Source organism: Streptomyces sp. NPDC001714 (assembly GCF_042892755.1).
Classification (GTDB): domain Bacteria; phylum Actinomycetota; class Actinomycetes; order Streptomycetales; family Streptomycetaceae; genus Streptomyces.
Genome location: NZ_JBIAUL010000042.1, coordinates 25066 through 47161, shown reverse-complemented (window position 1 = coordinate 47161; position 22096 = coordinate 25066). Strand labels below are relative to the sequence as shown.

The following is a 22096-nucleotide window of genomic DNA, read 5'->3' as shown; positions in this document are numbered from 1 at the left end:
GACCTGGCCGGCGGCCCGCGGCGAGCAGGATGCCGAGACCACGGCCGTCGACGCCGCAGTTGTTCGACACGACCGCCGGGCCGCTCGCCCCGCTCTCAGGGCAGCGATGAGCACCTCGGGCACGCCGCTCAGCCCGAAGCCGCCGACGGCGAACGACTGTCCGTCCGTCACGTCCGTCACGTCCGCCAGGGCCTCCGCGGCCGTGGCCGTCACCTTGTCCATCCTGGTTCTCTCCTACCGGGCCAGCACCCGGCGCAGTGCGCCGAGCAGCTCGTCCTGGGCCGACCGCGCGGTCTCGGGGGCGGTGGCGCGGCGCCAGGCGACATGGCCGTCCGGGCGCACCAGCAGCACGCCGTCCTCGGCGATCTCGCTGACCCGGCTCCATTCGCCGTACGCGTCACGGCAGTTGTCGTCGCCGATGCGCACCACCCGCAGTGGCACGCCGAGGTCCGCCCGGCACGCGGTCGCGGCGGTGTCCCAGACGCCGCCCGACAGGCCGGTCAGCACGGTGAAGGTGCCGTCGCCGACGACGTCCAGCGTGGACAGACGCTCGCCGTCGGCGTCGACGAGCCATGCGTGCGGCAGTTTCGCACCGGGCCGGGTCGTCGGCTGGGCCATCAACTCCCGGTCGCTCTCCCAGACTTCGGCGGGTGCGTCGTCGGGAAGCACGGCTGTGGAGACATAGCGCTGGTTCATCTCGACACCGTGCGCGTTGAACTCGTAGTTCTTGAGCTGGATGGCCTCTTCGAGCCGGCGTCGCTGCTTGGCACCCTCGGGCGTCGGCGCGCCGATCGCCGCGAGCCCTTCGGCGATGGCCGCGTGGTCACCGCCGCCGGCCAGGCCGAGCACCTCGAAGATCGGGCCGAACTGGTCGCGGCTGAGGTTGGCCCGCTCGACGATCTGCCGCCCGACGGGGGCCCGTTCGGCGGAGTAGGTGTCGAGCAGCCCGGGGCCGGCCTCGCCGCGGATCACCATCGCGAGCTTCCAGGCCAGGTTGTACGAGTCCTGTATGGAGGTGTTGGAGCCGAGCCCGTTGGACGGCGGATGACGGTGCACCGCGTCGCCCGCGCAGAACACCCTCCCGGACGAATACACCGACGCGTGGCTGTGGTTGACCGTCCACAGCGAAGTGGAGGTGATCTCCACGGGCAGGTCGGGGTCGCCGACGAGGTCGCGCACGATCTGCCGCGCCGACTGCTCGTCCACCTCCGGGGGCGGCTGCTCGATGTCGTACCCCCACACCAGCAGCCACTCGTTCCACGGGCGGACCATGCGGACCAGGCCCATGCCGATGCCGCCGGTCTCCGCCCCGGGCTGCAGCACCCAGTACAGGACACTGGGCCGGTGGGCGCAGTACCGGGTGAGGTCGGCCTTGAAGACGATGTTCATGCTGCCGGCCTTGGCCATCCGGCCGTCGAAGGGGAGGCCGAGCTGCTCGGCGACCGTGCTGCGCCCGCCGTCGGCGCCGATCAGGTAGCGGGCCCGTACGGTGAACTCGTCGCCGCGCACCCGGTCGCGCAGCAGCGCGGTGACGCCGTCGTCGTCCTGCGTGAAGCTGACGAACTCGGTGTCGAAGCGGACCTTGGCACCGCGGGCCGCGGCGTTGTTCACCAGGATCGGCTCGAGGTAGGTCTGCGGCAGGTCGACCATCTGGCAGGGGCTCTTCGAGGCGTACTCGGTGGCCGCCGCGGGCCCCGTGCCCCAGCTGTGGATGCGGCCGATCTCCGGCCCGGTCAGCGACGTGCACAGCACGGTGTCGCCCATGAGGTGGGACGGGCTGCCGACGGCCAGCGCCTCGGACTCCACTCCGAGGTCGCGCAGCACCTCCATGGTGCGCTGGTTGGTGATGTGTGCCCGCGGTGTGTTGGCGAGCCAGCCGTACTTCGTCACGAGCAGGGTGCGGACGCCGTAGCCGGCCAGCAGCAGTGCGGCGGAGCCCCCGGCGGGGCCGCTGCCGACGACGAGGACGTCGGTGTCGTACGTGTCGGGTGCTTCGGTCGTGGTCATGGGTGGGCGCTCCTCGGTCATCCGGCCAGGGGGGCGAGACGGAAGGTGTAGGCGAGCCGGCGCCACGCGCCGTCGACCTGGCGGCCGTCGGGGGTGGGGCCGGTCTGCGGCGTGAAGTCGACGATGAGTTCGTCCTTGACGCCGAAGACGGTGTCGCTGTCCATGTAGGCGCCGCCCGACACGAACAGCTGCGTGATGAGCCGGCGGTGGCCCGGCGCGTCGAACATGAAGTGCAGGTGGGGCGCGCGGTAGGGGTGGCGGCCGATCGCGTCGAGCATCTGCCCGACCGGCCCGTCCCCCGGGATCGGGTACTCCGAGGGCAGGATGGACCAGAACGCGATCCGCCCCTCGGCGTCGGTGCGCAGCCGGCCGCGCAGCACCGGTCCTTCCAGCTCCGGGAGCTGGACGTCGTAGAAGCCGTCCGCGTTGGACTGCCACACGTCCACGACCGCGCCCCCGATGGGCTCACCGTCGGTGTCCGTGACCCGCGCGTCCACCCAGAGGGGCACGCCGGGCAGTCCGCCGGAGATGTCCCCGCCGTTGGCGGTCTCGGGCGGGCCCTCCACGTAGAAGGGACCGAGCACCGCCGACGGAGTGGTGGCGGGCGTACGGGAGTTGGTGAGCAGATCCACGGCGCTGGAGACCCCCAGGGTGTCCGACAGCAGCACGAACTCCTGGCGGGTCGGGCCGCACATCTGGCCGGTGCGGGTGAGGAAGTCGATGGCGTACTGCCACTCGTCCTCGGTGACGTCGTTGGTCGCGACGAAGGTGTGCAGGTGCCGGACCAGGTCGCTCAGCAAGGTACGGACGCGCGGGTCGGAAGCCTGCTCGAAGCTCGCCACGACCCGTTCGGTGAGACGGGCCAGCCGGGCCTGCGTGGAGGGGGGACCCTCGGGGCGACGTCCGTGCCAGGCGCCGGCCAGCAGCTCCGCGATGCCCTCGGCGGTCAGCTCACGCGGGTTCGGGTACGGCGTCGAGGTGGCCAGCTCCGCGGCGCGGGGCAGACCGGACTCGGGCATGCCCAGGTCGCGCAGCGAGGTGGGGCCGCCCAGGGAGGCGACCAGGTCGTACACGCCGCCGGGGGCGTCGGGCACGCCCAGCGCGTCGGCGATGCGGCGCATCACGTCGGGCACCGCGGGCGCGTTGTAGGCCATGGCGTGCGGCAGGACGACGGTGTGCGTCTCGGCGTGCGGCAGACCGAAGCTCCCGCCGAGGGTGTGGCAGAGCTTGTGGTGCAGGCCCATACCCACGGTGGCGAGACAGGTCCCGGCGAGCCAGGCCGCGTGCAGCAGGTCGGCACGCGCCTCCCGGTCGGCCGGGTCGGCGGCGAGCCGGGGCAGCGCCCGGCCGATGCGGGAGACCGCGTCGAGGGCCTGTCCGTCGGTGACCGGGTTCGCGTCGGCCGAGTACAGGGCCTCGACGGCGTGGGCGAGCGCGTTGACACCGCTCGTGACCGTCAGGGGCAGCGGCAGGGTGAGGGTGAGGTCGACGTCGTAGACGACGGTCTCGGGCAGGACGTCCGGAGACGACCGGGTGACCTTGCGCCCGTCCCGGGTCTCACCGAGGACGGGGGTCACCTCGGAGCCGGCGTACGTGGTCGGCAGGATCACCTGCGGCAGTCCCGTGCGCAGCGCCAGCGCCTTCGACAGGCCCGTGGTCGAACCGCCCCCGACGGCGACGATGCCGTCCGCCGAGGCCTCTTTGAGCACGTCGAGGGCCTGCTGTGTCACCTCCACCGGGGTGTGCATGGCCGCGCCGTCGAACTCGGCCACGAGAAGGCCGCCGAGCGCCTGGCGAACCCGCGCGGCGGCCGCTGCGAGGGGCCCGCTGGACAACAGCAGCACCCGGGAGCAGCCGAGCCGCTCGACCTCCTCGCCGAGCCGCCCGACCGTGCCGGCACCGAAGACCACCCGCGTGGGGTGGGATGTGTAGACGAACGTCCGCATGGAACTCTGCCTCCGCCTGTCATCGGGTCGCGTCGGTCTCCTGAGCCACCGAGTATGCGAAGGACGTCCGCGTGAACTCCTGCACGATCCGCGCGCCCCACTGCACGAAACACGCATGCGTGCTGCGGCGGACCGGCTGGGGGAGTGGTCGTCTCGTCCGCTCGTTCGCCGCGCGGACCACACCGCGTGCCGGGGCGGCACGGAAGGACCGAAGGGCCTGACCGAGAGCGCTGCGACAGCGCACGCCCTCGGGCATCAACCGGGGAGGACGCGAGGGCGTCACTTCCTGGGAGCGGCGTTGGCCTCGCGCAGGGTGCCCATGGCATCGGCGAGCTTGCCCGAGAGGTTGCGATCCCGTACGGAAAGCCTCGGGTTCCCATGAGGCATGACCGTCGAGGTTGAAGAACAAGCCGAACAGAAGGGGCGGTCCGCGGCGGCGCGGTCTATCGACAGCAGGGTGTCGGTCAGGGGCACGAGCGTCTTTGACGCCGCACCGCAGGTGCGCCACAGCGAGCAGTGACCGGCACCCCGCCCCCGGTCCAGCCGCGTGGAGGCTCTGAGGGCAGGATGCCTTCATGTCCACCATGGTTGTCGAGATCCACGTGCCGTTGCTGCCGCCGTCCGACCTGCCGGACGGCTCCTATCCGTTTCCCTGGATCGACGAGGTCGAGGACTTCCTGGCCGGTCTCGAGGACCAGGGTGACGTGGAAGTCTTCGATGAGGGGGAGCAGGACGGCGACGTCTACGTCTTCTTCGTCACCGGGGCCGGTGAGGGGGATCTGTTGGCGGTGGCGTCCCGTGTGGCCACGCTGCCCGGGGTCCCTGCGGGAACCGTTGCCGTGGTCAGCAGCGACGAGGCCGAGGAGTTCGGTCTGGGACGACGGGTGACGCTTCCGCTGCCTGGGCTCTGAAGTCCGGTGCGGAGCCACCGACGTGAAGCTCCTGGATGTCGGCGGGCGGCTGACGGCGCCCTTCGGGCCCCTCGGGCCTCGATGCTTCCGTACTGGCCCATACGAATGATTCACCGGCGCCGCAGGGTGAACGACCGCACTCTGTGCCCCGAGTCGGCGGCCGGCAGCCGCTCGCGACCCTACGTTGACTCGTGTGCCGCTGAGCTATGCCTTTGTGAACCTGAAGCCCGGGGTGGGAAAGACGACCAGCGCGGTCTGGTTGGCCCACGCACTACACGAGTCGGGCATCCCACCGCTGCTGGTCGACAGCGACCCCGCTTCCTCCGCGCTGCGCTGGAGCGAACTGGCGGGTGGTTTCCCGTTTCCCGTGGTCGCTCTTCCGGTGGGCGATGTGCACCGGCGCGTCAACGACTTCCTGGGCGACCGGCAGGCCGTCGTCTTCGACGCTCCGCAACTGGAGGACCACGCGCACATCGCCCGCAGCATCATGCGATACGCAGGCGAATGGATCGTGCCGGTCACCCCAGCCCCCATCGAGCTGGATCGGATGGCGCCCATCGGCGGCGAGATGGGCGACGTACAGTCCCTGCGCGTCCAGCCGGCCCACGCCTCCGTGCTGCTGAACCGGACCAATCGCGCCGACGCCACCCGGACGGGTCCCGACGCCGACGCCCGCGAGGCGCTCACCGAGCGGGGTTTCGACGTGTTGTCCACCCACATTCCGCGGCTCGACCTGTACGCCCAGTCGTTCGGAAGTCCGGTGAAGGTCAAAGGCTCTGCGTACATGGACCTCGCAGACGAACTCATCGAGCGACAGGACAAGGCATGAACCAGCGCAAGGACACCTACCGAGCCGCACTGCAGCGCGGACCGGAGGCGGTCGTACCGCGTCCCGTCAAAGTCAGTCAGCTGCACACCCGTTACGTGCGGCTGACCATCGAGCTCGACACCGGCTTGCCGCGTGACCTCGTGCAATGGGCAAGGTCGCCGCTGTCCGCGATGGTGCGGGCAGGCGCCGCTGCCCTACGGCCCTCGAGCAGCGCTCCGTAAGCCCGGCGAGGCAGGGGGGACCCGGCGGATCTCGGAGACCGGGCCGCCCCCGCGCCGGCACGAGCGTCTCGTCGGCGCCCAACTCGCCGGTCCCCCTTCGCAGGAGCCTCGGCCGGGCGGTCGAGGGACCCGGCGTGTCCCACCGCGACCGGCTGCGCGCCATCGCGACCGCGACGAAAGCCTTTGCGCGGGCCGCCGCCGGGATGATGGGGTGGCACGGTGTTCAACCGAGATGACACGGGGGCCGTCCGACCCTTGGCCCTGGCCTGGGTGAGCCGGCATCTGGCGGTCGGCGAACGCGTCGTCGCGACCGAGGCGCTGCACGGGGGCATCACCGCCGAGATGCGGCGGCTGACCATCGGCACCCGGGACGGGGGCACCCGTGACCTGGTGCTGCGGACCTTCGCCGACCCGTCGTTCGTGGAGCACGCCGAGGACCTGCTGAACCGCGAGGCCGGCGTCCTCGCCCTGCTCGCGGGGACAGGCGTGCCGGCTCCCGGACCGGTCGCGGTCGATCCGGCCGCCGCGCACTGCGAGTATCCGTCACTCCTGATGACACATCTGCCGGGCCGGACGGTCCTCGAGGACCGGGGACTGGAGGCGCGCGTCCCCCTGCTGGCCCGTCAGCTCGTGGCGATCCACGCGTTGGGGCCCGCCGAGCGGCCCCGGGAGTACCAGGCGTGGACGTCCGCCGACGCGGTCGTCCCGCCGGACGGCGCCGACGCGGTGGCATGGGCCGCGGCGACGGACGTGATCCGCAAGCCGGCGCCGCTCTACGAAGGGCGGTTCCTGCACCGGGACTTCCACCCCGGCAACGTGCTGTTCGACGTGGAGCCGCCGGGCCTGGCCGGCCCCCGGATCACCGGGGTCGTCGACTGGGTGCAGACCTCCTGGGGTCCGGCGGATCTCGATGTGGCGCACTGCTCCACCAATCTCGCGATGCTGCACGGCCCGGCCTGGGGTCTGCGGTTCGCCGAGGCGTACGAGGAGGCCGGCGGGGTGCTGGCCGCGGCCGCGAGCGAACGGCTGTACTGGCGGCTGCTGGACGCTCTGGCGTTCTCGGGGCAGGTGCGGTGGGTGGCGCGGCCGTGGCAGGAGGCGGGCAGGACGGAACTGACGACGCGGACGGTGGAGGGGCGGCTGGATGCCTACGTCACCGCGCTACTGGACACCCTGCGCTGAGCCAGGGCGACCCGCCGGCCCCAGGACTCCCTTCCGCAGGACGAGACTCCGAGGTGCGCCTCGCGGGGCGGGCTCGAGTCGGTTGTCGCACAGCGGGCGGTCAGCGGCATCTGGATCAACCTGTGGCCAGGCTCGACCGTGCGCCTCCCCTCTCTCGTCCTGCCCGGATCAGAGTCGTTCGAGGCCACCGTGCTCCGCGAGGAACTGGTCACGGCCCTGGACGCGGCAGGCTGTGAGCACCACGTCAACGACACCCTCACCTTCGGCCGGCAATCCAGCATCCTCACCCGGCCCGCCGACGTCTGCGCGGTCTTCAGTCTCCCCGGCCGAGACAATCACGTGCCGCACCGAGACCGTCACCACCTCGACGTGATGCACAAGCACCCGGCTTGGCATGGCTTCACCACCGAGCCGGTGGCAGCGATGTTTGATCACTGACGCCGGGTGCTGGGTCAGTAGCCGACGGTGAAACGCTCGCCGATGTGCCGCGACAGTTCGATCTCGTCGAGCAGGGCGACTGCGTAGTCCTCGGCGGAGATGCGGCTGGTGCCGTCCTCGGCCACGATCAGTTGGTCCGTGGCGGTGCGGTAGGTGCCTGTGCGCTCGCCCGGCTCGATCGTCGCGGCCGGGCTCAGGGACGTCCACCTCACGTCCTTGACGGTGCGGCAGAAGTCCAGGGCGTCCCCGTGGGCGTGCATGATCTGGAGCAGGAACTCCGGCAGCCCCTCCGCGTCCCAGACCTGTGTACCGTCCGGCTTGCGCAGGGAACCGGCGCCGCCCACCAGGATGAGCCGGGGTGCGTCGTCTCCCAGCGTGCGGACGCCGGCGACCAGGGCTTCGGCGCTGGGCCTGATGGTGGCGATGTGGCCCGGCCCGTCGCCTCCGCCGACCGCGCTGATGACGACGTCCTGTCCCGCGGCGTGCGCGGCCACCGACTCCGGGTCCAGAACGTCGCCGGTGACCACCGTCAGGTTGGCGTCGTCCCGGGTGATCTTCGCCGGGTTGCGTACGACCGCGGTGACCGTGTGGCCACGACGGAGCGCCTCGTCCAGGATGCGGGATCCGAGGGTGCCGGTGGCGCCGAACAGGGCGATCTTGGACATACGAGGCTCCAGTTCCCGTTGACCGTCACAGGGCCCGCAGACTAGTGAGATCTCCCGCAGATCTCCCGCGACAGACATGCGATGTCGGACCACTCCGGGAGAACACGACCCGATCGGGCGAGATCTGCTGCCCCCACCGGCCGTCTCGATCCCCGCACTGTGCGGCGCTCAGCACAACGGTGCTCCGTCACAGCGGCGACGGGGAACTCGGCCCGGCAACCGTGGACCGGCCCGCTCGTCCTCCGGGAAGCTCCACCGGGAAGCCGTCAGGACGCCTTGCGCTGTCGCCTGATGGGTTCCCCCACCCGGTGCAGGTGCGAGAGGGCCTCGCAGTAGGACCGCAGCAGCCCGGTCTCGTGGTACGGCACACCGATCTGCGCGCAGTACTCCCGCACGATCACCTGGGCGCGTCGCAGATGAGGTGTGGGCATGCTCGGGAACAGATGGTGTTCGATCTGGTAGTTGAGCCCGCCGAGCATCACGTCCGTGAAGCGACCGCCCCTCACGTTGCGGGAGGTGAGGACCTGTCGCCGCAGGAAGTCGGGCCGCTCGTCGCCGGTGATGGTGGGCATGCCCTTGTGGTTCGGGGCGAACGTGCAGCCGAGATAGACACCGAAGAGACACTGGTGGACGACGAGGAACGCCACGGCCCTGCCGGGAGAGAGCACCAGGAACAGCGCGGACAGGTATGCCGCCAGGTGCAGGATGAGCAGCGCGCCCTCCAGCACCCGGTTCTTCATGGACGGCGAGCGCAGCGCCCGCAGACTCGACACGTGCAGGTTGAAACCCTCCAGTGTCAGCAGCGGGAAGAACAGGAACGCCTGGTGGCCGCCGATGAGCCGGGCCAGGCCGCTGCTGTTGCGTGCCTGGCCGGTGGACCACACCAGGATGTCCGGAGCGACGTCGGGGTCGAGTTCCTCGTGGTTGGGGTTGGCGTGGTGACGGGTGTGCTTGTTCATCCACCAGCCGTAGCTCATGCCGATGGCGAGGTTGCCGAAGAGGCGGCCCCACGCCTCGCTCGGGCGGCGCCGGCGGAAGACCTGCCGGTGAGCCAGATCGTGTGCCACGAGCGCCACTTGGCCGAAGACGAAGGCCAGGGCGGCGGCGAGAGCCAGCTGCCACCAGGTGTCGCCGAGCGCGAAGAAGGCCGCTCCGCCACCCAGCAGAGCCGCGATCACCAGGCCCAGCCGCACGGTGTAGTAGCCCGGGCGCCGGTCCAGCAGGCCTGCCTCGCCGACGCGTTGGGACAGCCTGGCGAAATCGCTGCCGGGACCGGAGGGCCGCGCAGGGGCGGCGGGCGCGGCGGGCGCGTCGATGGAGAAGGTCATGCCGCCGAGTCTGGGCAAGGCCCGCACCGCGCCGACAGCTGGCCAGCTACCGGATCCGCCGGGGGAATGCCTCCCGATCCTCCTGGGGCTACCACCACTCCCAAGCCGCTGACCTCGGCTTCGGATGTCGTCTCCGCCGCTGCCGTGGGCTCAACGGATCGGTCGCCGGTGCGGTTCGCGGTGTTCGGCGTCTTCTCGCCGGGCCCTTCGGGGCCGTGTCCACCGGACGGGCAGGGTCATGCCCGGTGGTGTGCCGTGTAGACGGTCGCGGTCATCGGCGCCGTCACCGGGCCGGTGCCGAGGAGGCCGGTCATCAGAGGACCGGCACCAGATGGCGTTCGTAGGCCTCGGGCATGGACCGCGTCCACCGCCGGTTCGCATCGTCTGCGGTCAGCCGACGGAGACCAGTCCCGCGGGAGGCCCTGTGGCCGGGGGCCGCGCCGGGACGCGAGACCTGGCTCCCCCCGTGCGAGGCCGTAGGAGGCCGTAGCGGGGGGCGGCCCGCCGCGCAGAGGCGGCGAGGCCCCCGGTGGGCGGACGGATCAGCGCAGTCCGGCGAAGAGGTCGTTCTCGGGCACGGCCGCACCGGTGGTGTCCTGGACCCGTACGAAGGTCTCGACGCCCATCAGCTCGGTGAACCTCTCCCGGCCCATCTGGAGGAAGAAGATGTTCTCGCCCTGGCTGGCGTGCGCGGCCAGCGCGTCGAACTTCTGGCCGCCGAACGCGGTGGTGTCCACCCAGGTGGTGATCTCCTCGTCGGGGAGCCCGATCTCCGCCATCGCGGCGGCCTCGGCGGGATCCGGCTCCGGCACGTCCGCACCGAACTCGCGCATGGTCTCCCCGAGCCGCTGCATCATCGAGCGGGGCGCCGTCGTCCAGTACACCTTCGGCGTCGGCGCGGTCATCGCCAGGGCCGCCATCGTGATGCGGTGGGCCTGAATGTGGTCGGGGTGGCCATAGAAGCCGTTCTCGTCGTAGGTGACGACCACATCGGGCCGGTAGCGCCGCAGGAGTTCCGCGAGCCGGGCGGCGCTCTCCGCCACGGGTGTGCGCCAGAAGGAGCCGGGGGCGTCGTTGGCCGGCCAGCCCATCATTCCGGAGTCGGCGTAGTCCAGCGTCTCCAGATGGCTGATCTTCAGGACGTCGCAGCTCGCCTCGAGTTCCTGACGCCGTATCAGGGCGACGGCCGCCGGATCGTGCCCGGGATCGCCCGGCTTGACACCCCCGGGTCCGTCGCCGCAACCGCCGTCGGTACATGTCACGAGGACCGTGCGCATGCCCTCCGCCGCGTACCGCGCGAGGACGCCTCCGGTTCCGGTGGCCTCGTCGTCGGGGTGGGCGTGTACCGCCATGAGCGTCAAGGGCCGGTCGTTCATGAAACAGTCCTCCTGGATGGCAAGGTCTCGGTCCGGGGCCGCGGCGGGTAGGTGAGCGGGCGTCCCTGAATAGCAGATCACCGGGTGTACCGCGGACCCGAGGGGCCCCGGATCACGCGGGGTGGGCGGCCTTCCGGTCTCCGTGTTCCCCCGGCGCGGTGCGGGTCCCTCGGTCGGTGCAACAGCGTCGGCCGGACAGGCTGTTCCCCCCGGGCAGGGCAAGATCCGGTCCAGCCGTCTCGCACACGCACCCCGCGGTCACCGGCCGTTCGCGACGTGTGCGGGTCGGCGGAGTGTGGACGCGGTGCTCGGCACCCGCGCGGGTCGGGATCATGGAATCCGAGATTTGCGAACTTCAGCAAGAAACTTGCAGTGATTGCCTGATAAATTCCTTTACCTAGTCGGAATCTGGCGGGGTGGATGGCGGCTCTGTATGGTCGGGGCGCCGGATCCCCGCATTCCTTGAGGAGCACCACATGATTCCTCGAGGAGCACCACATGCTGACGATCCCCAGACCCCGTCGACCGGCGGTGGCCGTCGGCGCCGCGGTCGGCGCGCTGTGCGTGTCCGTCTTACCGGCCGCCGCGGCACAGGGGGCGCCGCCGTCCCAGGCGCTCCGCGTGGCGCGACGGCCCCCGCTTCCCGGCGGACGCAGGGGGTGTGCGCGACGAGCCGTTCTCGGTCCACGAGGCCGAGGCGGGAACGCCGGGTGGGGGCGCGACCGTCCGGTCGCTGACCTCGGCGCCGACGCCCCAGTGCTCGAGCGCCGCCCTGGAGGCGTCGGGCCACTCCTGAACGGGGTGTTCCGGCAGTCGCTGAACCTCAACTCGCGGCAGAGCTGGGTGTACGAGGGAAACGGCAACTGCACCACGAACGACAACCAGAACCCGGCCGACGGCGACCCCGGGGTCTTCCGGGACGAGTCGCACGACATGGAGAACCCGCCGGCGCCGCAGACGCAGCCGGCGAACTCGATCTCGATCACGAGCTGCCGTGCGGTGCCGGACGACGCCCCCACCGACGGCGCGGCCGACAGCCGGGCGGTGGACAGCCGGGCCGCCGTCACCGCCGACGACGGCCGGCCCGTCGGCCAGGTGTCCGAGTTCCAGGTCTGGAGTTCCTGACCCGCCGCTCGTCCCGCAGTGCTCCCGGACACCTGTCCGGCGGCGCCGGCACGCGCGGTGCCCCATAGCATTAGATCTTGCATGTCAAATTTTTATTGTTGCAATGCTCTGTCTAGTTATTGCGCGACAGTGTCACGGATATTACGGTCCCCCTGCGTTGCCACCACCCCCGCCTCCCCTCCCGACCCTGGTGACGCCAGCGGAACAGTTCGGGCATTCCGTGATGAAAGGAGTGGTAAGTGTTCCATTCCATCCGAGATCTGAGACGCGCCCTCGTCTGGGCGGTCAGCACCGCGATGCTGGCCGTCGCCGGTGTCCTCGCGCTCGCCGTCCAGCCGGCCGCGGCCGCGGCCGCCGCCACGGGCGGCAGCGGCGCGAGCCTGCCGTACGTCGAGGTACAGGCGGAGAACTCCGCCACCAACGGCACGACCATCGGCCCGAGTTACACCCAGGGGCAGTTGGCCGACGAGGCGTCGTACCGCAAGGCGACGACGCTGCAGGGCACCGGCCGGTACGTCACGTTCACCACGCCGGTGGCGACCAACTCGATCAACTTCCGGTACAGCATCCCCGACACCTCGGGCGGCTCGGTCTACACCGCCGCGCTGTCCCTGTACATCAACGGCGTCAAGCAGCCCGACTTCACCCTGACCAACGCCTACAGCTGGTACTACGGCAGCTACCCCTTCACCAACACCCCGGGCAGCAACCCGCACCACTTCTTCGACGAGGCCCACCGCCTGTTCTCCACCACCTATCCGGCGGGCACCACCTTCAAGCTCCAGGTCGACTCAGGCGACACCGCCTCCTCGTACACGATCGACTTCGCCGACTTCGAGCAGGTCGGCGCCGCCCTGACCGCGCCCTCGGGGTCGGTGTCGGTGACCAGCAAGGGCGCCGACCCGACCGGTGCGACCGACGCGACCAGCGCGTTCAACGCCGCGATCAGCGCGGCCGGCCCCGGCGGCACGGTGTGGATCCCGCCGGGCACCTACAACATCCCCGGCCACATCAGCGTCAACAACGTCACCATCGCCGGCGCCGGCATGTGGTACTCGACCGTCACCGGCACGGCCCCCGGCTTCTACGGCAACTCCGCGCCCTCGGCCAGCACCGGCGTGCACCTCCAGAACTTCGCCGTCTTCGGCGATGTGCAGGAGCGCAACGACAGTGCGCAGGTCAACGGCATCGGCGGCGCGATGAGCAACTCGACCGTCTCCAACCTGTGGATCGACCACATGAAGGTCGGCGCCTGGATGGACGGGCCGATGGACGGCCTGACGTTCAGCGGCATGCGCATCCGTGACACCACCGCCGACGGCATCAACTTCCACGGCGCCGTCACCAACTCGAAGGTCACCAACAGCGACATCCGCAACACCGGCGACGACGGCATCGCCACCTGGGCCGACTCCGGCGTCGGCGCCGACGCCAACGACACGATCTCCAACAACACCGTCTCCCTGCAGATCCTCGCCAACGGCATCGCGATCTACGGCGGCCACGACAACACCGTCAGCGGCAACCGGGTGGTGGACTCCGGCATCACCCAGGGCGGCGGCATCCACGTCGGGCAACGTTTCTCCTCCACTCCGGTCGGTACCACCACCATCTCCGACAACACCATGGTCCGGGACGGCAGCCTCGACCCGAACTGGCAGTTCGGCGTGGGCGCACTGTGGTTCGACGGCAGCCAGGGCGCGATCACCGGTCCGATCAACGTGACCAACGCGCTGATCCAGCAGAGCCCGTACGAGGCGATCCAGTGGGTCGAGGGCACCATCAGCGGGGTCAACCTCAACAACGTGACCATCGCCGGCACCGGGACCTTCGCCCTGCAGGAACAGACCGGCGGCGCGGCCAAGTTCACCAACGTCACCGCCACCGGCGTCGGTTACTCCTCCCCGGTGTACAGCTGCTCGACCGGCAGCTTCACGGTGACCGACGGCGGCGGCAACTCCGGCATCAGCGGCACGCCGTACTGCGGAGGTTGGCCGGCCCCGGTCTACCCGCCCTACCCGTCAGAAGGCGTGACGGCCACCCCCGGCGCACTCAACTTCGGTTCGGTCCCGACCGGTTCGACCAGCGACGCACAGACCGTGACGGTCTCCAACCCGACCAACACAGCCGCCGCCGTCTCGTCGGTCTCCATCAGCGGCGACTACTCCCAGACCAACACCTGCGGCTCGTCGATCGCGGCGAACGGCTCGTGCACCGTCAGCGTGAAGTTCGCGCCGACGGCGACCGGCAGCCGGAGCGGCACGCTGACCGTCAACGCGGGCGGACTCACCAACACCGTCACCCTCTCCGGTACCGGCACCACGCCGGGCCCGGCCCTGACCACCGACCCGGTGAGCCTGTCCTTCGCCGCCACGGTGGTCGGCTCCTCGGCCGACACGCAGACGGTGAAGGTGACGAACTCGGGCACCGCGTCGGCGACCGTCTCGGGCGTCTCGGCGACCGGTGACTTCAGCCAGACCAACAACTGCGCCACCCTCGCGGTCGGCGCGTCCTGCACGGTGACCGTCGGGTTCAAGCCCACCACAGGCGGCACGCGCACCGGCAACCTGACCGTCACCAGCAACGCCAACAACAGCCCGACCGTCGTCGCCCTGACCGGCAGCGGCATCGACAGCACCACCGACATCGCCGCCGGACGGCCCGCGACGGCGAGTTCGAGCAACAGCCCGTACGTCGCCTCGAACCTCACCGACACCGACGCCTCGACGTACTGGGAGGGCACGAACGGTTCGTTCCCGCAGTGGGCGCAGGTCGACCTCGGCCAGAACTACGGCGTCGGCAAGGTCGTGCTCAAGCTCCCGCCCGCGACGGCGTGGTCGGCCCGCACGCAGACCCTGTCGGTGCAGGGGTCCACGGACGGCTCCAGCTTCTCCACGATCAAGGCGTCCGCCGGGTACACCTTCGACCCGAACGCCAACAACAACACGGTGACCATCACGTTCAGCTCCGCCACGGCGCGATACGTACGGGTGAACATCACCGCCAACACGGGCTGGAACGCGGCCCAGTTGTCGGACTTCGAGGTGTTCCCCAGCGACGGCGGCTCCTCGCCGGCGACCCTGTCGGCCAACCCGACGTCGCTGACGTACCCCACCCAGGCGCTCAACACCGCCAGCAGCGCGCAGACGGTCACGGTGACCAACACCGGTACCGCGGCCGCGACGGTCTCCGGCATCACCGTCACGGGCGACTTCTCGCAGACCAACACCTGCGGGGCGTCGATCGCGGCGGGGGCCTCCTGCACGGTGGCCGTCACGTTCACGCCCACCGCGTCCGGCACCCGCACCGGCGGCCTCAGCATCGCCAGCAACGCGTCGAACGGCACGACCACGGTCGCGCTGACCGGCACCGGCGCCGGCACGGTGAGCAAGAACCTGGCGGCGGGCGCGGCCACCACCGAGTCCAGCCATACCGACGTGTACCCGTCCTCGAACGTGACGGACGGCAACCAGGGCACCTACTGGGAGAGCGCCAACAACGCCTTCCCGCAGTGGGTGCAGGTGGACCTCGGTTCCGCGCAGAGCGCGAGCCGCGTCGTCCTCCAGCTCCCCGCGACCTGGGGCTCCCGCAACCAGACGCTGTCCCTGTCCGGCAGCACCGACGGCTCCTCCTTCACCACCGTCAAGTCGTCGGCCACGTACACCTTCGACCCCACCACCGGCAACACGGTCACCATCACGTTCACCGCGACCACCCAGCGGTACTTCCGGGTGAACATCACGGCGAACAACGGCTGGCCGGCCGGCCAGATCTCCGAGTTCCAGGTCTGGAACACCTGATCCGATCCGACGGTGCCGCGGGGCGCGGGTGAGCACGCGCCCCGCGGCACCGAACACCGAGGGCCCCGAGAGGAGTTCAGATGGGTGTCACACGCAGAGTTTTCCTGAGGGCCGCTGTCGCGGCCGGCGCGGTGGGAACCGTGGGCACCACCGAGACCGTACTCGCCCCGACCGCGTCGGCGGCCGGCGCGCCGGGCGACGTCGTCGGCAAGATCACCGTCGGCTACCAGGGCTGGTTCGCCTGCGTCGGCGACGGCGCGCCCATCAACGGCTGGTGGCACTGGAGCCAGGACTGGGGCAGGTCGCCGTCGCCGACCAACACCAACATCAAGTGCTGGCCCGACATGCGTGACTACACCAACACCTACCAGACCTCGTACGCCGCCTTGGGCAACGGTCAGCCCGCCAAGCTGTTCTCCTCGTACGACCAGCAGACGGTGAACACCCACTTCCTGTGGATGCAGCAGAACGGCATCGACACCGCCGCCCTGCAGCGCTTCAACCCCACCGGCGGCGAGGGCCCCACCAGGGACGCCATGGCGACCAAGGTGCGCAGTGCCGCCGAGGCGTACGGCCGGAAGTTCTACATCATGTACGACGTCTCCGGCTGGACGAACATGCAGTCCGAGATCAAGACGGACTGGACGAACAAGATGTCGGCGCACACGGCGAGTTCCGCGTACGCGAAGCAGAACGGCAAGCCCGTTGTATGCATCTGGGGCTTCGGCTTCAACGACCCCAACCACCCCTTCACCCCCGACGCCTGCCTCGACGTCGTCAACTGGTTCAAGAACCAGGGCTGTTACGTCATCGGCGGCGTCCCGCGTGAATGGCGGACGGGGACCGGCGGCTCGCGGCCCGGCTTCCTGGGCGTCTACCACGCCTTCCACATGCTCTCGCCGTGGATGGTCGGCGCCATCGGGAACGTCACCGAGGCCGACAACGCGTACACCACGTACACGGTCCCCGACCAGGCCGACTGCAACGCCAACGGCATCGACTACCAGCCCTGCGTGCTGCCCGGTGACGTCTCCGGCCGGCAGCGCGCGCACGGCGACTTCATGTGGCGGCAGTTCTACAACATGGTCCGCGCCGGCGTGCAGGGCATCTACATCTCCATGTTCGACGAGTACAACGAGGGCAACCAGATCGCCAAGACCGCCGAGACCCAGGCATGGGTGCCCGCCGACTCCGGGTTCCTCGCCCTCGACGAGGACGGCACCGCCTGCTCCGCCGACTACTACCTGCGCCTCACCGGGGACGGCGGCCGCATGCTCAAGGGCCAGATCGCGCTCACCGCCGCCCGCCCCACCCAGCCGGTCGTCCCCACCGACCCCCCGCCCGGCACCACCGACCTTGCCCTGCACCGCCCCACCGCGGAGAGCAGCCACACCCAGATCTACGCCTCGTCCAACGCGACCGACGGAGACACCAAGACCTACTGGGAGTCCGCCAACAACGCCTTCCCGCAGTGGGTCCAGGTCGATCTGGGCGCCGCCACCGGCGTCAGGAGGATCGTCCTCGACCTTCCTCCGTCGACCGCCTGGGCCACCCGCACCCAGACCCTCTCCGTGCAGGGCAGCACGGACGGCGGCACCTTCACGCAGCTGCTCGCCTCCGCGGGCTACACCTTCGACCCGGCGACCGGAAACACCGCGACCCTCACCCTCCCCGCCACGGCCACCACCCGCTACGTACGACTCACCTTCACCGCCAACAACGGCTGGCCGGCCGGGCAGGTCTCGGAGTTCCAGGTCTTCGGCGCCTGACGGCCTCGCCTCGTCCGAGGGGTGACAGTTCGGCGGCGGCACGTCCGTCGAGCCCGGGGTGACCAGACCCGTCTCGTCCGCGGCGATGACCGCCTGGGCACGGTCGCGGAGCCGGAGCTCGGCGAGGGCGTGCGTCACGTGCGTCTCCACCGTCGCCTGGCTCAGATGGAGACGGACGGCCAGTTCCGCGTTGGTCAGACCGCGGGCCAGGATCTCCAGGACCTCGAGCTCCCGGCGCGTGAGCGCCCACAGGTCGCGGTGCAGCGCGGTGGCACCCCCCGAAGGCCTGGCGAAGCGGTGACCCGGGCATGGCGGTGCGCACCGACGCCGCGTCGGGGACGCGGCTCGGGCTGAAGACCGTCGGCGGGGTGGCCACGAGCTCCGACGACGACCGCTCCTCGACCGTCATCGTGGTGATGCGGACGCTGATCGCGATGCTGACGGTGATGCTGGTGGCGGTGGCCTGCCTGTGCGTTCTCAACACGGTGGTGCTCGGCACCCGCGAACGCGTCCACGACCTCGGGGTGTTCAAGGCGCTGGGGATGACACCCCGGCAGACCGTCACCATGGTGCTCGTCCCGGTGACGGTGACGGTGACCGGACTGGCGGCCGGTGCCGTCGACGTACCGCTGGGCGTGGCACTGCACCACTTCGTCGTGCCGGCGATGGGCCGGTCGACCGGCACCGAGATCCCGGCCGCCGACATCGACGTCTACGGTCCGGGGCCGCTGGTACTGCTCGCCCTGGCCGGCGCGGTCATCGCGGCGGCTCGTACGAGCACGGCCCGCGCGCCGCGCACGGAGTGGGACCCGGGGCTTCGCGCGTGCGTCAGGCGCGACGCCGGGCGGCTCACCGTCGACCTATAGTGCAGCGCATGAGTCGCTGGCATGAGCTGACCGGTGGGACGTCCGGACAGGAGTACGCCGCACGGTTCGCGGCCGTGGCCCGGAGCGGTAAGGACGTGCACGGTGAGGCGCGCTTCTGCGCGGCGCTCGTGCCCGTCGGAGCGCGCGTGCTGGACGCCGGGTGCGGTACCGGACGGGTCATGATCCGGCTCGCGGAGCTCGGGTACGACTGCGTCGGGGTGGACCTCGACGCGTCGATGCTGGCAGTGGCCCGGGAGCAGGCGCCGCAACTGCTCTGGTTCCAGGCCGATCTGGCCGCGTTCGAGCCCCGCCGGCTCGGCATCGCGGCGGACTTCGATCTCGTGGTCGCGGCGGGCAACATCTTCCCGTTGCTCGCCGCCGGCACCGAGGCCACCGTCGTCGAACGCCTGGCCGCGGCCCTGCGCCCGGGCGGTCTGCTGGTCGCCGGCTTCGGTCTGGACGAGGCCCACCTGCCCGTGCCGCCCGGCATCACCCTGCCGGAGTACGACGACTACTGCGCCGCGGCCGGCCTCACCCTCGTCGACCGCTTCGCCACCTGGGACGCCGACCCGTACGACGGCGGCGGCTACGCCGTCAGCGTCCACCGCCGCTGAACATACCGGCCATCCCGCCCGGCATCCGGCCGACGGGACCGCTTCCCGTGAGCCGCCGGTGAAAACCCTGTGGAAGCCGTGTCGGTGCGGCCGCTTATGCTGCACCGGAATTGATCACGCGAAACCTGGGGAGGGCGCGGCATGTTCCAGAAGCTGTTCGGCAGGGGCGGGGGCAGACCGGCGGCGGACCCGCATGCCATCCCCGCCCCGCGCGTGCTGAGGAACGGGATGTACACGCTGCACGCGCTCGGGGACACCCGCGTCTCCGCGCTGGTGGACGCGGCCACCGCGGGCGACTGGACGGTGGTCAGGGCGGCGCTCGCCCCCTTCGATCTCGGCCGGGACGACCTGGTCCTCGGTGAGCTTGCCGACCTGGACGGTGTGCAGGACTGGATCGGCCGGGCCGCCGAGGAGGACAAGGAGCACCGGGCGACGGCCCTGCTGATATCCGGGGCGCGCCACATCAGCTGGGGCTGGGAGGCACGCACCCGCGCGTCTGCCGTGGACGTCAAGCCCGAGCAGTGGCGGGTCTTCCGCGAGCGGCTCCTCATCGCGGAGGAACAGCTGCTTGAGGCTGCCGAGTTGCGGCCGGACTGGGTCACGCCGTGGCGCCGCCTCCTCACCTCCGGCCGCGGCATGTCGCTGGGCTCCGCCGTCAACGAGACCCGGCTCGACGCCGCCCTCCGCCGCGACCCCCTGGACCTGGAGACCCACGTCGAGTGGGTCTCGCAGTTGCAGCCCCGCTGGGGAGGCGAGCCCGGGGAGGCCCTGGCGTTCGCCCGTGCGGCGTTCGCCGGCGCGCCCGACGGCCATCGCCTCGGCTGCGTGATCGCCATCGCGCACATCGAGGACTGGGTCGAGTCCGACCGCAAGAACTGCCTCATCACCCCCGAGATCCAGGACGAGTTGCTGGAGACGGCCGAGCGCAGCATCCTCCACCCCGCCTACGTGCGTCGCCCGGGCTGGCAGGTCGACTTCAACATGTTCGCCATGGCCCTGTCCCTGGCCAACGGGAGGCTCGCGTTGCCGCGTGTCTTCCGCGCGCTGGGCGGCGCCTACACGCCGTGGCCCTGGAGGTACATGGCGCAGCCGGAGAAGAAGTACGCCGCTGCCCGGCGCAACGCCTGACCCCGCCCGCCGCCCGTCACTCACCTCACCCCGGACTGCCCGATGACTCTGCCCACCACCCCTTCGAGCCCGGCCGGCGCCGACCGCACCTTCCAGGTGGACCTGCGCGGGCTCGTCGACCTCCTCTCCCACCACCTCTACTCCAGCCCCCGCGTCTACCTGCGCGAACTCCTGCAGAACGCGGTGGACGCGCTGACCGCCCGGCACGGCCTCGAACCGGGCGCCGCCGCCGACGCGTTCGGCATCCGCCTGTACGCCGACGGTTCGGTGGTCCGGGTGGAGGACGACGGCGTCGGCCTCACCGAGGCCGACGTGCACACCTTCCTCGCCACGATCGGCCGCAGCAGCAAGCGTGCCGATCAGGTGGCCGAGCAACGCGCGGACTTCATCGGCCAGTTCGGCATCGGTCTGCTCTCCTGCTTCCTGGTCGCCGACGAGATCCACGTCGTCAGCCGTTCCGCCCGCACGCCCGACGCCCCCGCCGTGGAGTGGCGGGGCCGCGGCGACGGCAGCTACACCGTCCGCGCCCTGCCCGCCGCCGCCCGTCCCCGGCCCGGCACCACCGTCACCCTCACGCCCCGCGCCGACGCGGGGGAGTGGACCAGGCCGGTCCAAGTGCAGGCCCTCGCCCGGCACTTCGGCTCCCTGCTGCGCCACCCGGTGACCTTCGACGACGGCACTGGCGGTCCGGGCGCACCCGTGAACCCCGAGCCCGCCCCCTGGGCGCGCACCTACCCCACCCCGGGCGCACGCTCCCGCGCGCTGGCCGCGTACGGCGAGGAGATCTTCGGATTCACACCGCTGGACACCATCGACCTGGACCTGCCGGCCGTGGGCCTGAAGGGCATCGCGTGCGTGCTCCCCGAGGCGGTGCCGGCCGGGCGCCGCCACGGCCACCGCGTGCACGTCAAGGGCATGCTGCTGTCCGAGCAGGCCGAGGAGATCCTGCCCGAGTGGGCGTTCTTCGTCCGCTGCGTCCTCGACGCCGAGAGCCTGCGCCCCACGGCGTCCCGCGAGTCCCTGTACGAGGACGACACCCTCGCCGCGGTCCGCGACGCCCTCGCCGAACGGCTGCGCGCCTGGATCGCCCGGACCGCCGCCAGCGATCCCGACCTCCTCGGCCGCTTCCTCCAGACCCACCATCTGGCCGTGAAGTCCCTGGCCGTGCACGACGACGAGATCCTGCGGATGCTGCTGCCGTGGCTGCCGTTCGAGACCACCGACGGACACGCCACCCTGGACGAGTTCGCGCGCACCCACCGCACCGTGCTCGTGACCTCCAGCGTGGAGGAGTTCCGGCAGGTGGCGGCGATCGCCGGGGCGGCCGGGCTCGGCGTCGTCAACGGCGGCTACACCTACGACCGCGAACTGGTCCACCGGCTGCCGGAGATCAGGCCCGAGGTCGCCGTCGCCGACCTCGACCCGGGCACCCTCACCGCCCACCTGGACCCCGTCGACCGGGAGACGGAACTCGCCGCCGCGGCCTACCTCGCCCTGGCCCGCGACGCCCTGGCCGTCTTCGACTGCGACGTGGCGCTGCGCACCTTCCAGCCCGCCTCCGCCCCCGCCCTCCTCCTCGACAGCCGCGAGGCCCGGCACGAGCGCACCCGCTCCCAGCTCGCCCGCGAGCAGCAGGGCGGCGTATGGGGCGACATCCTCGGCCACCTGCGCCAGGAGGCCCCGCGAGCCCAGCTGATCCTCAACCAGCTCAACCCGCTGGTCCGCACCGCGGTCGCCATCGACGAGCCGGAACTGGCCCGCACCAGCGCGGAAGCCCTCTACGGGCAGGCCGCGATGCTGTCCCGGCGCCCGCTCCGGCCCGCCGAGTCGAGCCTCATCAACCGCTCCTTCCTCGACCTCCTCGCCCACGCCCTCCGCAAGGACAGCTGAC

Annotated in this window: 18 protein-coding genes and 2 pseudogenes; 13 read left to right on the top strand and 7 right to left on the bottom strand. The window is 71.1% G+C overall.

The annotated features are described in order from the left end of the window. Positions 1–10: 10 nt before the first annotated feature. From ACFY0P_RS50320 to ACFY0P_RS50310, 3 genes and pseudogenes are all read right to left on the bottom strand, one after another. Positions 11–222 (bottom strand): annotated as a pseudogene (locus tag ACFY0P_RS50320) (CoA-transferase); the annotation flags it as partial. Between the two features lie 12 nt (positions 223–234). Then, the gene (locus ACFY0P_RS50315) at positions 235–2007 is read right to left on the bottom strand and encodes an FAD-dependent oxidoreductase (protein WP_388929222.1); all 1773 of its coding nucleotides are present in this window, start codon (positions 2005–2007) and stop codon (positions 235–237) included. Positions 2008–2024: 17 nt separating this feature from the next. Next, complete coding sequence (locus tag ACFY0P_RS50310) at positions 2025–3953, bottom strand: maleylacetate reductase and hydroxyquinol 1,2-dioxygenase domain-containing protein (protein WP_388929221.1); 1929 nt, start codon at positions 3951–3953, stop codon at positions 2025–2027. A 575-nt stretch (positions 3954–4528) separates the two neighbouring features. Between ACFY0P_RS50310 and ACFY0P_RS50305 the strand changes: the two genes are divergently transcribed. The 5 genes from ACFY0P_RS50305 to ACFY0P_RS50285 all read left to right on the top strand — a co-directional run bounded on the left by ACFY0P_RS50305 (position 4529) and on the right by ACFY0P_RS50285 (position 7534). After that, positions 4529–4864, top strand: a complete 336-nt coding sequence (locus tag ACFY0P_RS50305; RefSeq protein WP_388929220.1) for a hypothetical protein — start codon at positions 4529–4531, stop codon at positions 4862–4864. 193 nt (positions 4865–5057) lie between these two features. Then, positions 5058–5693: an AAA family ATPase gene (locus ACFY0P_RS50300; protein ID WP_388929219.1), complete on the top strand. Its 636-nt coding sequence runs from the start codon at positions 5058–5060 to the stop codon at positions 5691–5693. After that, a complete protein-coding gene (locus tag ACFY0P_RS50295; protein ID WP_388929218.1) occupies positions 5690–5914 on the top strand; it encodes a hypothetical protein in 225 nt (74 codons plus the stop codon). Before ACFY0P_RS50300 ends, ACFY0P_RS50295 begins: the two co-directional genes overlap by 4 nt. Before the next feature lie 270 nt (positions 5915–6184). Continuing rightward, positions 6185–7096: a phosphotransferase family protein gene (locus ACFY0P_RS50290; protein WP_388929217.1), complete on the top strand. Its 912-nt coding sequence runs from the start codon at positions 6185–6187 to the stop codon at positions 7094–7096. Positions 7097–7285: 189 nt separating this feature from the next. After that, entirely contained in the window at positions 7286–7534 is a 249-nt protein-coding gene (locus ACFY0P_RS50285; protein ID WP_388929216.1) for a hypothetical protein, read from the top strand. A 14-nt stretch (positions 7535–7548) separates the two neighbouring features. Here the strand turns inward: ACFY0P_RS50285 and ACFY0P_RS50280 are convergent, their stop codons facing one another. From ACFY0P_RS50280 to ACFY0P_RS50270, 3 genes are all read right to left on the bottom strand, one after another. Further along, complete coding sequence (locus tag ACFY0P_RS50280; RefSeq protein ID WP_388929215.1) at positions 7549–8199, bottom strand: NAD(P)-dependent oxidoreductase; 651 nt, start codon at positions 8197–8199, stop codon at positions 7549–7551. A 266-nt stretch (positions 8200–8465) separates the two neighbouring features. Next, the gene (locus tag ACFY0P_RS50275) at positions 8466–9527 is read right to left on the bottom strand and encodes a fatty acid desaturase family protein (protein ID WP_388929214.1); all 1062 of its coding nucleotides are present in this window, start codon (positions 9525–9527) and stop codon (positions 8466–8468) included. A gap of 542 nt (positions 9528–10069) precedes the next feature. After that, positions 10070–10903: a PIG-L family deacetylase gene (locus ACFY0P_RS50270; RefSeq protein WP_388929213.1), complete on the bottom strand. Its 834-nt coding sequence runs from the start codon at positions 10901–10903 to the stop codon at positions 10070–10072. Between the two features lie 661 nt (positions 10904–11564). On the opposite strand from ACFY0P_RS50270, the gene ACFY0P_RS50265 reads away from it, so the two are divergent. From ACFY0P_RS50265 to ACFY0P_RS50250, 4 genes are all read left to right on the top strand, one after another. Continuing rightward, a complete protein-coding gene (locus tag ACFY0P_RS50265) occupies positions 11565–11699 on the top strand; it encodes a hypothetical protein (protein ID WP_388929212.1) in 135 nt (44 codons plus the stop codon). A 5-nt stretch (positions 11700–11704) separates the two neighbouring features. Continuing rightward, positions 11705–12028, top strand: coding sequence for a hypothetical protein (locus tag ACFY0P_RS50260; RefSeq protein ID WP_388929211.1), 324 nt, complete (start codon positions 11705–11707; stop codon positions 12026–12028). Between the two features lie 239 nt (positions 12029–12267). Next, a complete protein-coding gene (locus tag ACFY0P_RS50255; protein WP_388929210.1) occupies positions 12268–15828 on the top strand; it encodes a choice-of-anchor D domain-containing protein in 3561 nt (1186 codons plus the stop codon). Positions 15829–15908: 80 nt separating this feature from the next. Then, complete coding sequence (locus ACFY0P_RS50250) at positions 15909–17597, top strand: discoidin domain-containing protein (RefSeq protein ID WP_388929209.1); 1689 nt, start codon at positions 15909–15911, stop codon at positions 17595–17597. A gap of 33 nt (positions 17598–17630) precedes the next feature. On the opposite strand, the pseudogene ACFY0P_RS50245 reads toward ACFY0P_RS50250, so the two are convergent. Then, a pseudogene (locus ACFY0P_RS50245) lies at positions 17631–17894 on the bottom strand (response regulator transcription factor); the annotation flags it as partial. A gap of 11 nt (positions 17895–17905) precedes the next feature. Between ACFY0P_RS50245 and ACFY0P_RS50240 the strand changes: the two are divergent. The 4 genes from ACFY0P_RS50240 (at position 17906) to ACFY0P_RS50225 (ending at position 22095) form a co-directional block, all read left to right on the top strand. Beyond that, positions 17906–18463 (top strand): FtsX-like permease family protein, encoded by a 558-nt coding sequence (locus ACFY0P_RS50240; RefSeq protein WP_388929208.1) that lies wholly within the window; start codon positions 17906–17908, stop codon positions 18461–18463. An 8-nt stretch (positions 18464–18471) separates the two neighbouring features. After that, positions 18472–19077, top strand: a complete 606-nt coding sequence (locus ACFY0P_RS50235) for a class I SAM-dependent methyltransferase (protein ID WP_388929207.1) — start codon at positions 18472–18474, stop codon at positions 19075–19077. A gap of 141 nt (positions 19078–19218) precedes the next feature. Continuing rightward, positions 19219–20205, top strand: a complete 987-nt coding sequence (locus tag ACFY0P_RS50230; RefSeq protein WP_388929206.1) for a hypothetical protein — start codon at positions 19219–19221, stop codon at positions 20203–20205. A gap of 42 nt (positions 20206–20247) precedes the next feature. Continuing rightward, the gene (locus ACFY0P_RS50225) at positions 20248–22095 is read left to right on the top strand and encodes an HSP90 family protein (RefSeq protein WP_388929205.1); all 1848 of its coding nucleotides are present in this window, start codon (positions 20248–20250) and stop codon (positions 22093–22095) included. The last annotated feature ends 1 nt before the right edge of the window (position 22096 follow it).

Excerpts from the sequence above, each read along its gene's own strand:
- ACFY0P_RS50310 (WP_388929221.1), bottom strand. The coding sequence starts at position 3,953 with ATGCGGACGTTCGTCTACACATCCCACCCCACGCGGGTGGTCTTCGGT.
- ACFY0P_RS50295 (WP_388929218.1), top strand. The coding sequence starts at position 5,690 with ATGAACCAGCGCAAGGACACCTACCGAGCCGCACTGCAGCGCGGACCG.
- ACFY0P_RS50250 (WP_388929209.1), top strand. The coding sequence starts at position 15,909 with ATGGGTGTCACACGCAGAGTTTTCCTGAGGGCCGCTGTCGCGGCCGGC.
- ACFY0P_RS50230 (WP_388929206.1), top strand. The coding sequence starts at position 19,219 with ATGTTCCAGAAGCTGTTCGGCAGGGGCGGGGGCAGACCGGCGGCGGAC.
- ACFY0P_RS50270 (WP_388929213.1), bottom strand. The coding sequence starts at position 10,903 with ATGAACGACCGGCCCTTGACGCTCATGGCGGTACACGCCCACCCCGAC.
- ACFY0P_RS50305 (WP_388929220.1), top strand. The coding sequence starts at position 4,529 with ATGTCCACCATGGTTGTCGAGATCCACGTGCCGTTGCTGCCGCCGTCC.
- ACFY0P_RS50225 (WP_388929205.1), top strand. The coding sequence starts at position 20,248 with ATGACTCTGCCCACCACCCCTTCGAGCCCGGCCGGCGCCGACCGCACC.
- ACFY0P_RS50240 (WP_388929208.1), top strand. The coding sequence starts at position 17,906 with ATGGCGGTGCGCACCGACGCCGCGTCGGGGACGCGGCTCGGGCTGAAG.
- ACFY0P_RS50280 (WP_388929215.1), bottom strand. The coding sequence starts at position 8,199 with ATGTCCAAGATCGCCCTGTTCGGCGCCACCGGCACCCTCGGATCCCGC.
- ACFY0P_RS50315 (WP_388929222.1), bottom strand. The coding sequence starts at position 2,007 with ATGACCACGACCGAAGCACCCGACACGTACGACACCGACGTCCTCGTC.
- ACFY0P_RS50235 (WP_388929207.1), top strand. The coding sequence starts at position 18,472 with ATGAGTCGCTGGCATGAGCTGACCGGTGGGACGTCCGGACAGGAGTAC.
- ACFY0P_RS50275 (WP_388929214.1), bottom strand. The coding sequence starts at position 9,527 with ATGACCTTCTCCATCGACGCGCCCGCCGCGCCCGCCGCCCCTGCGCGG.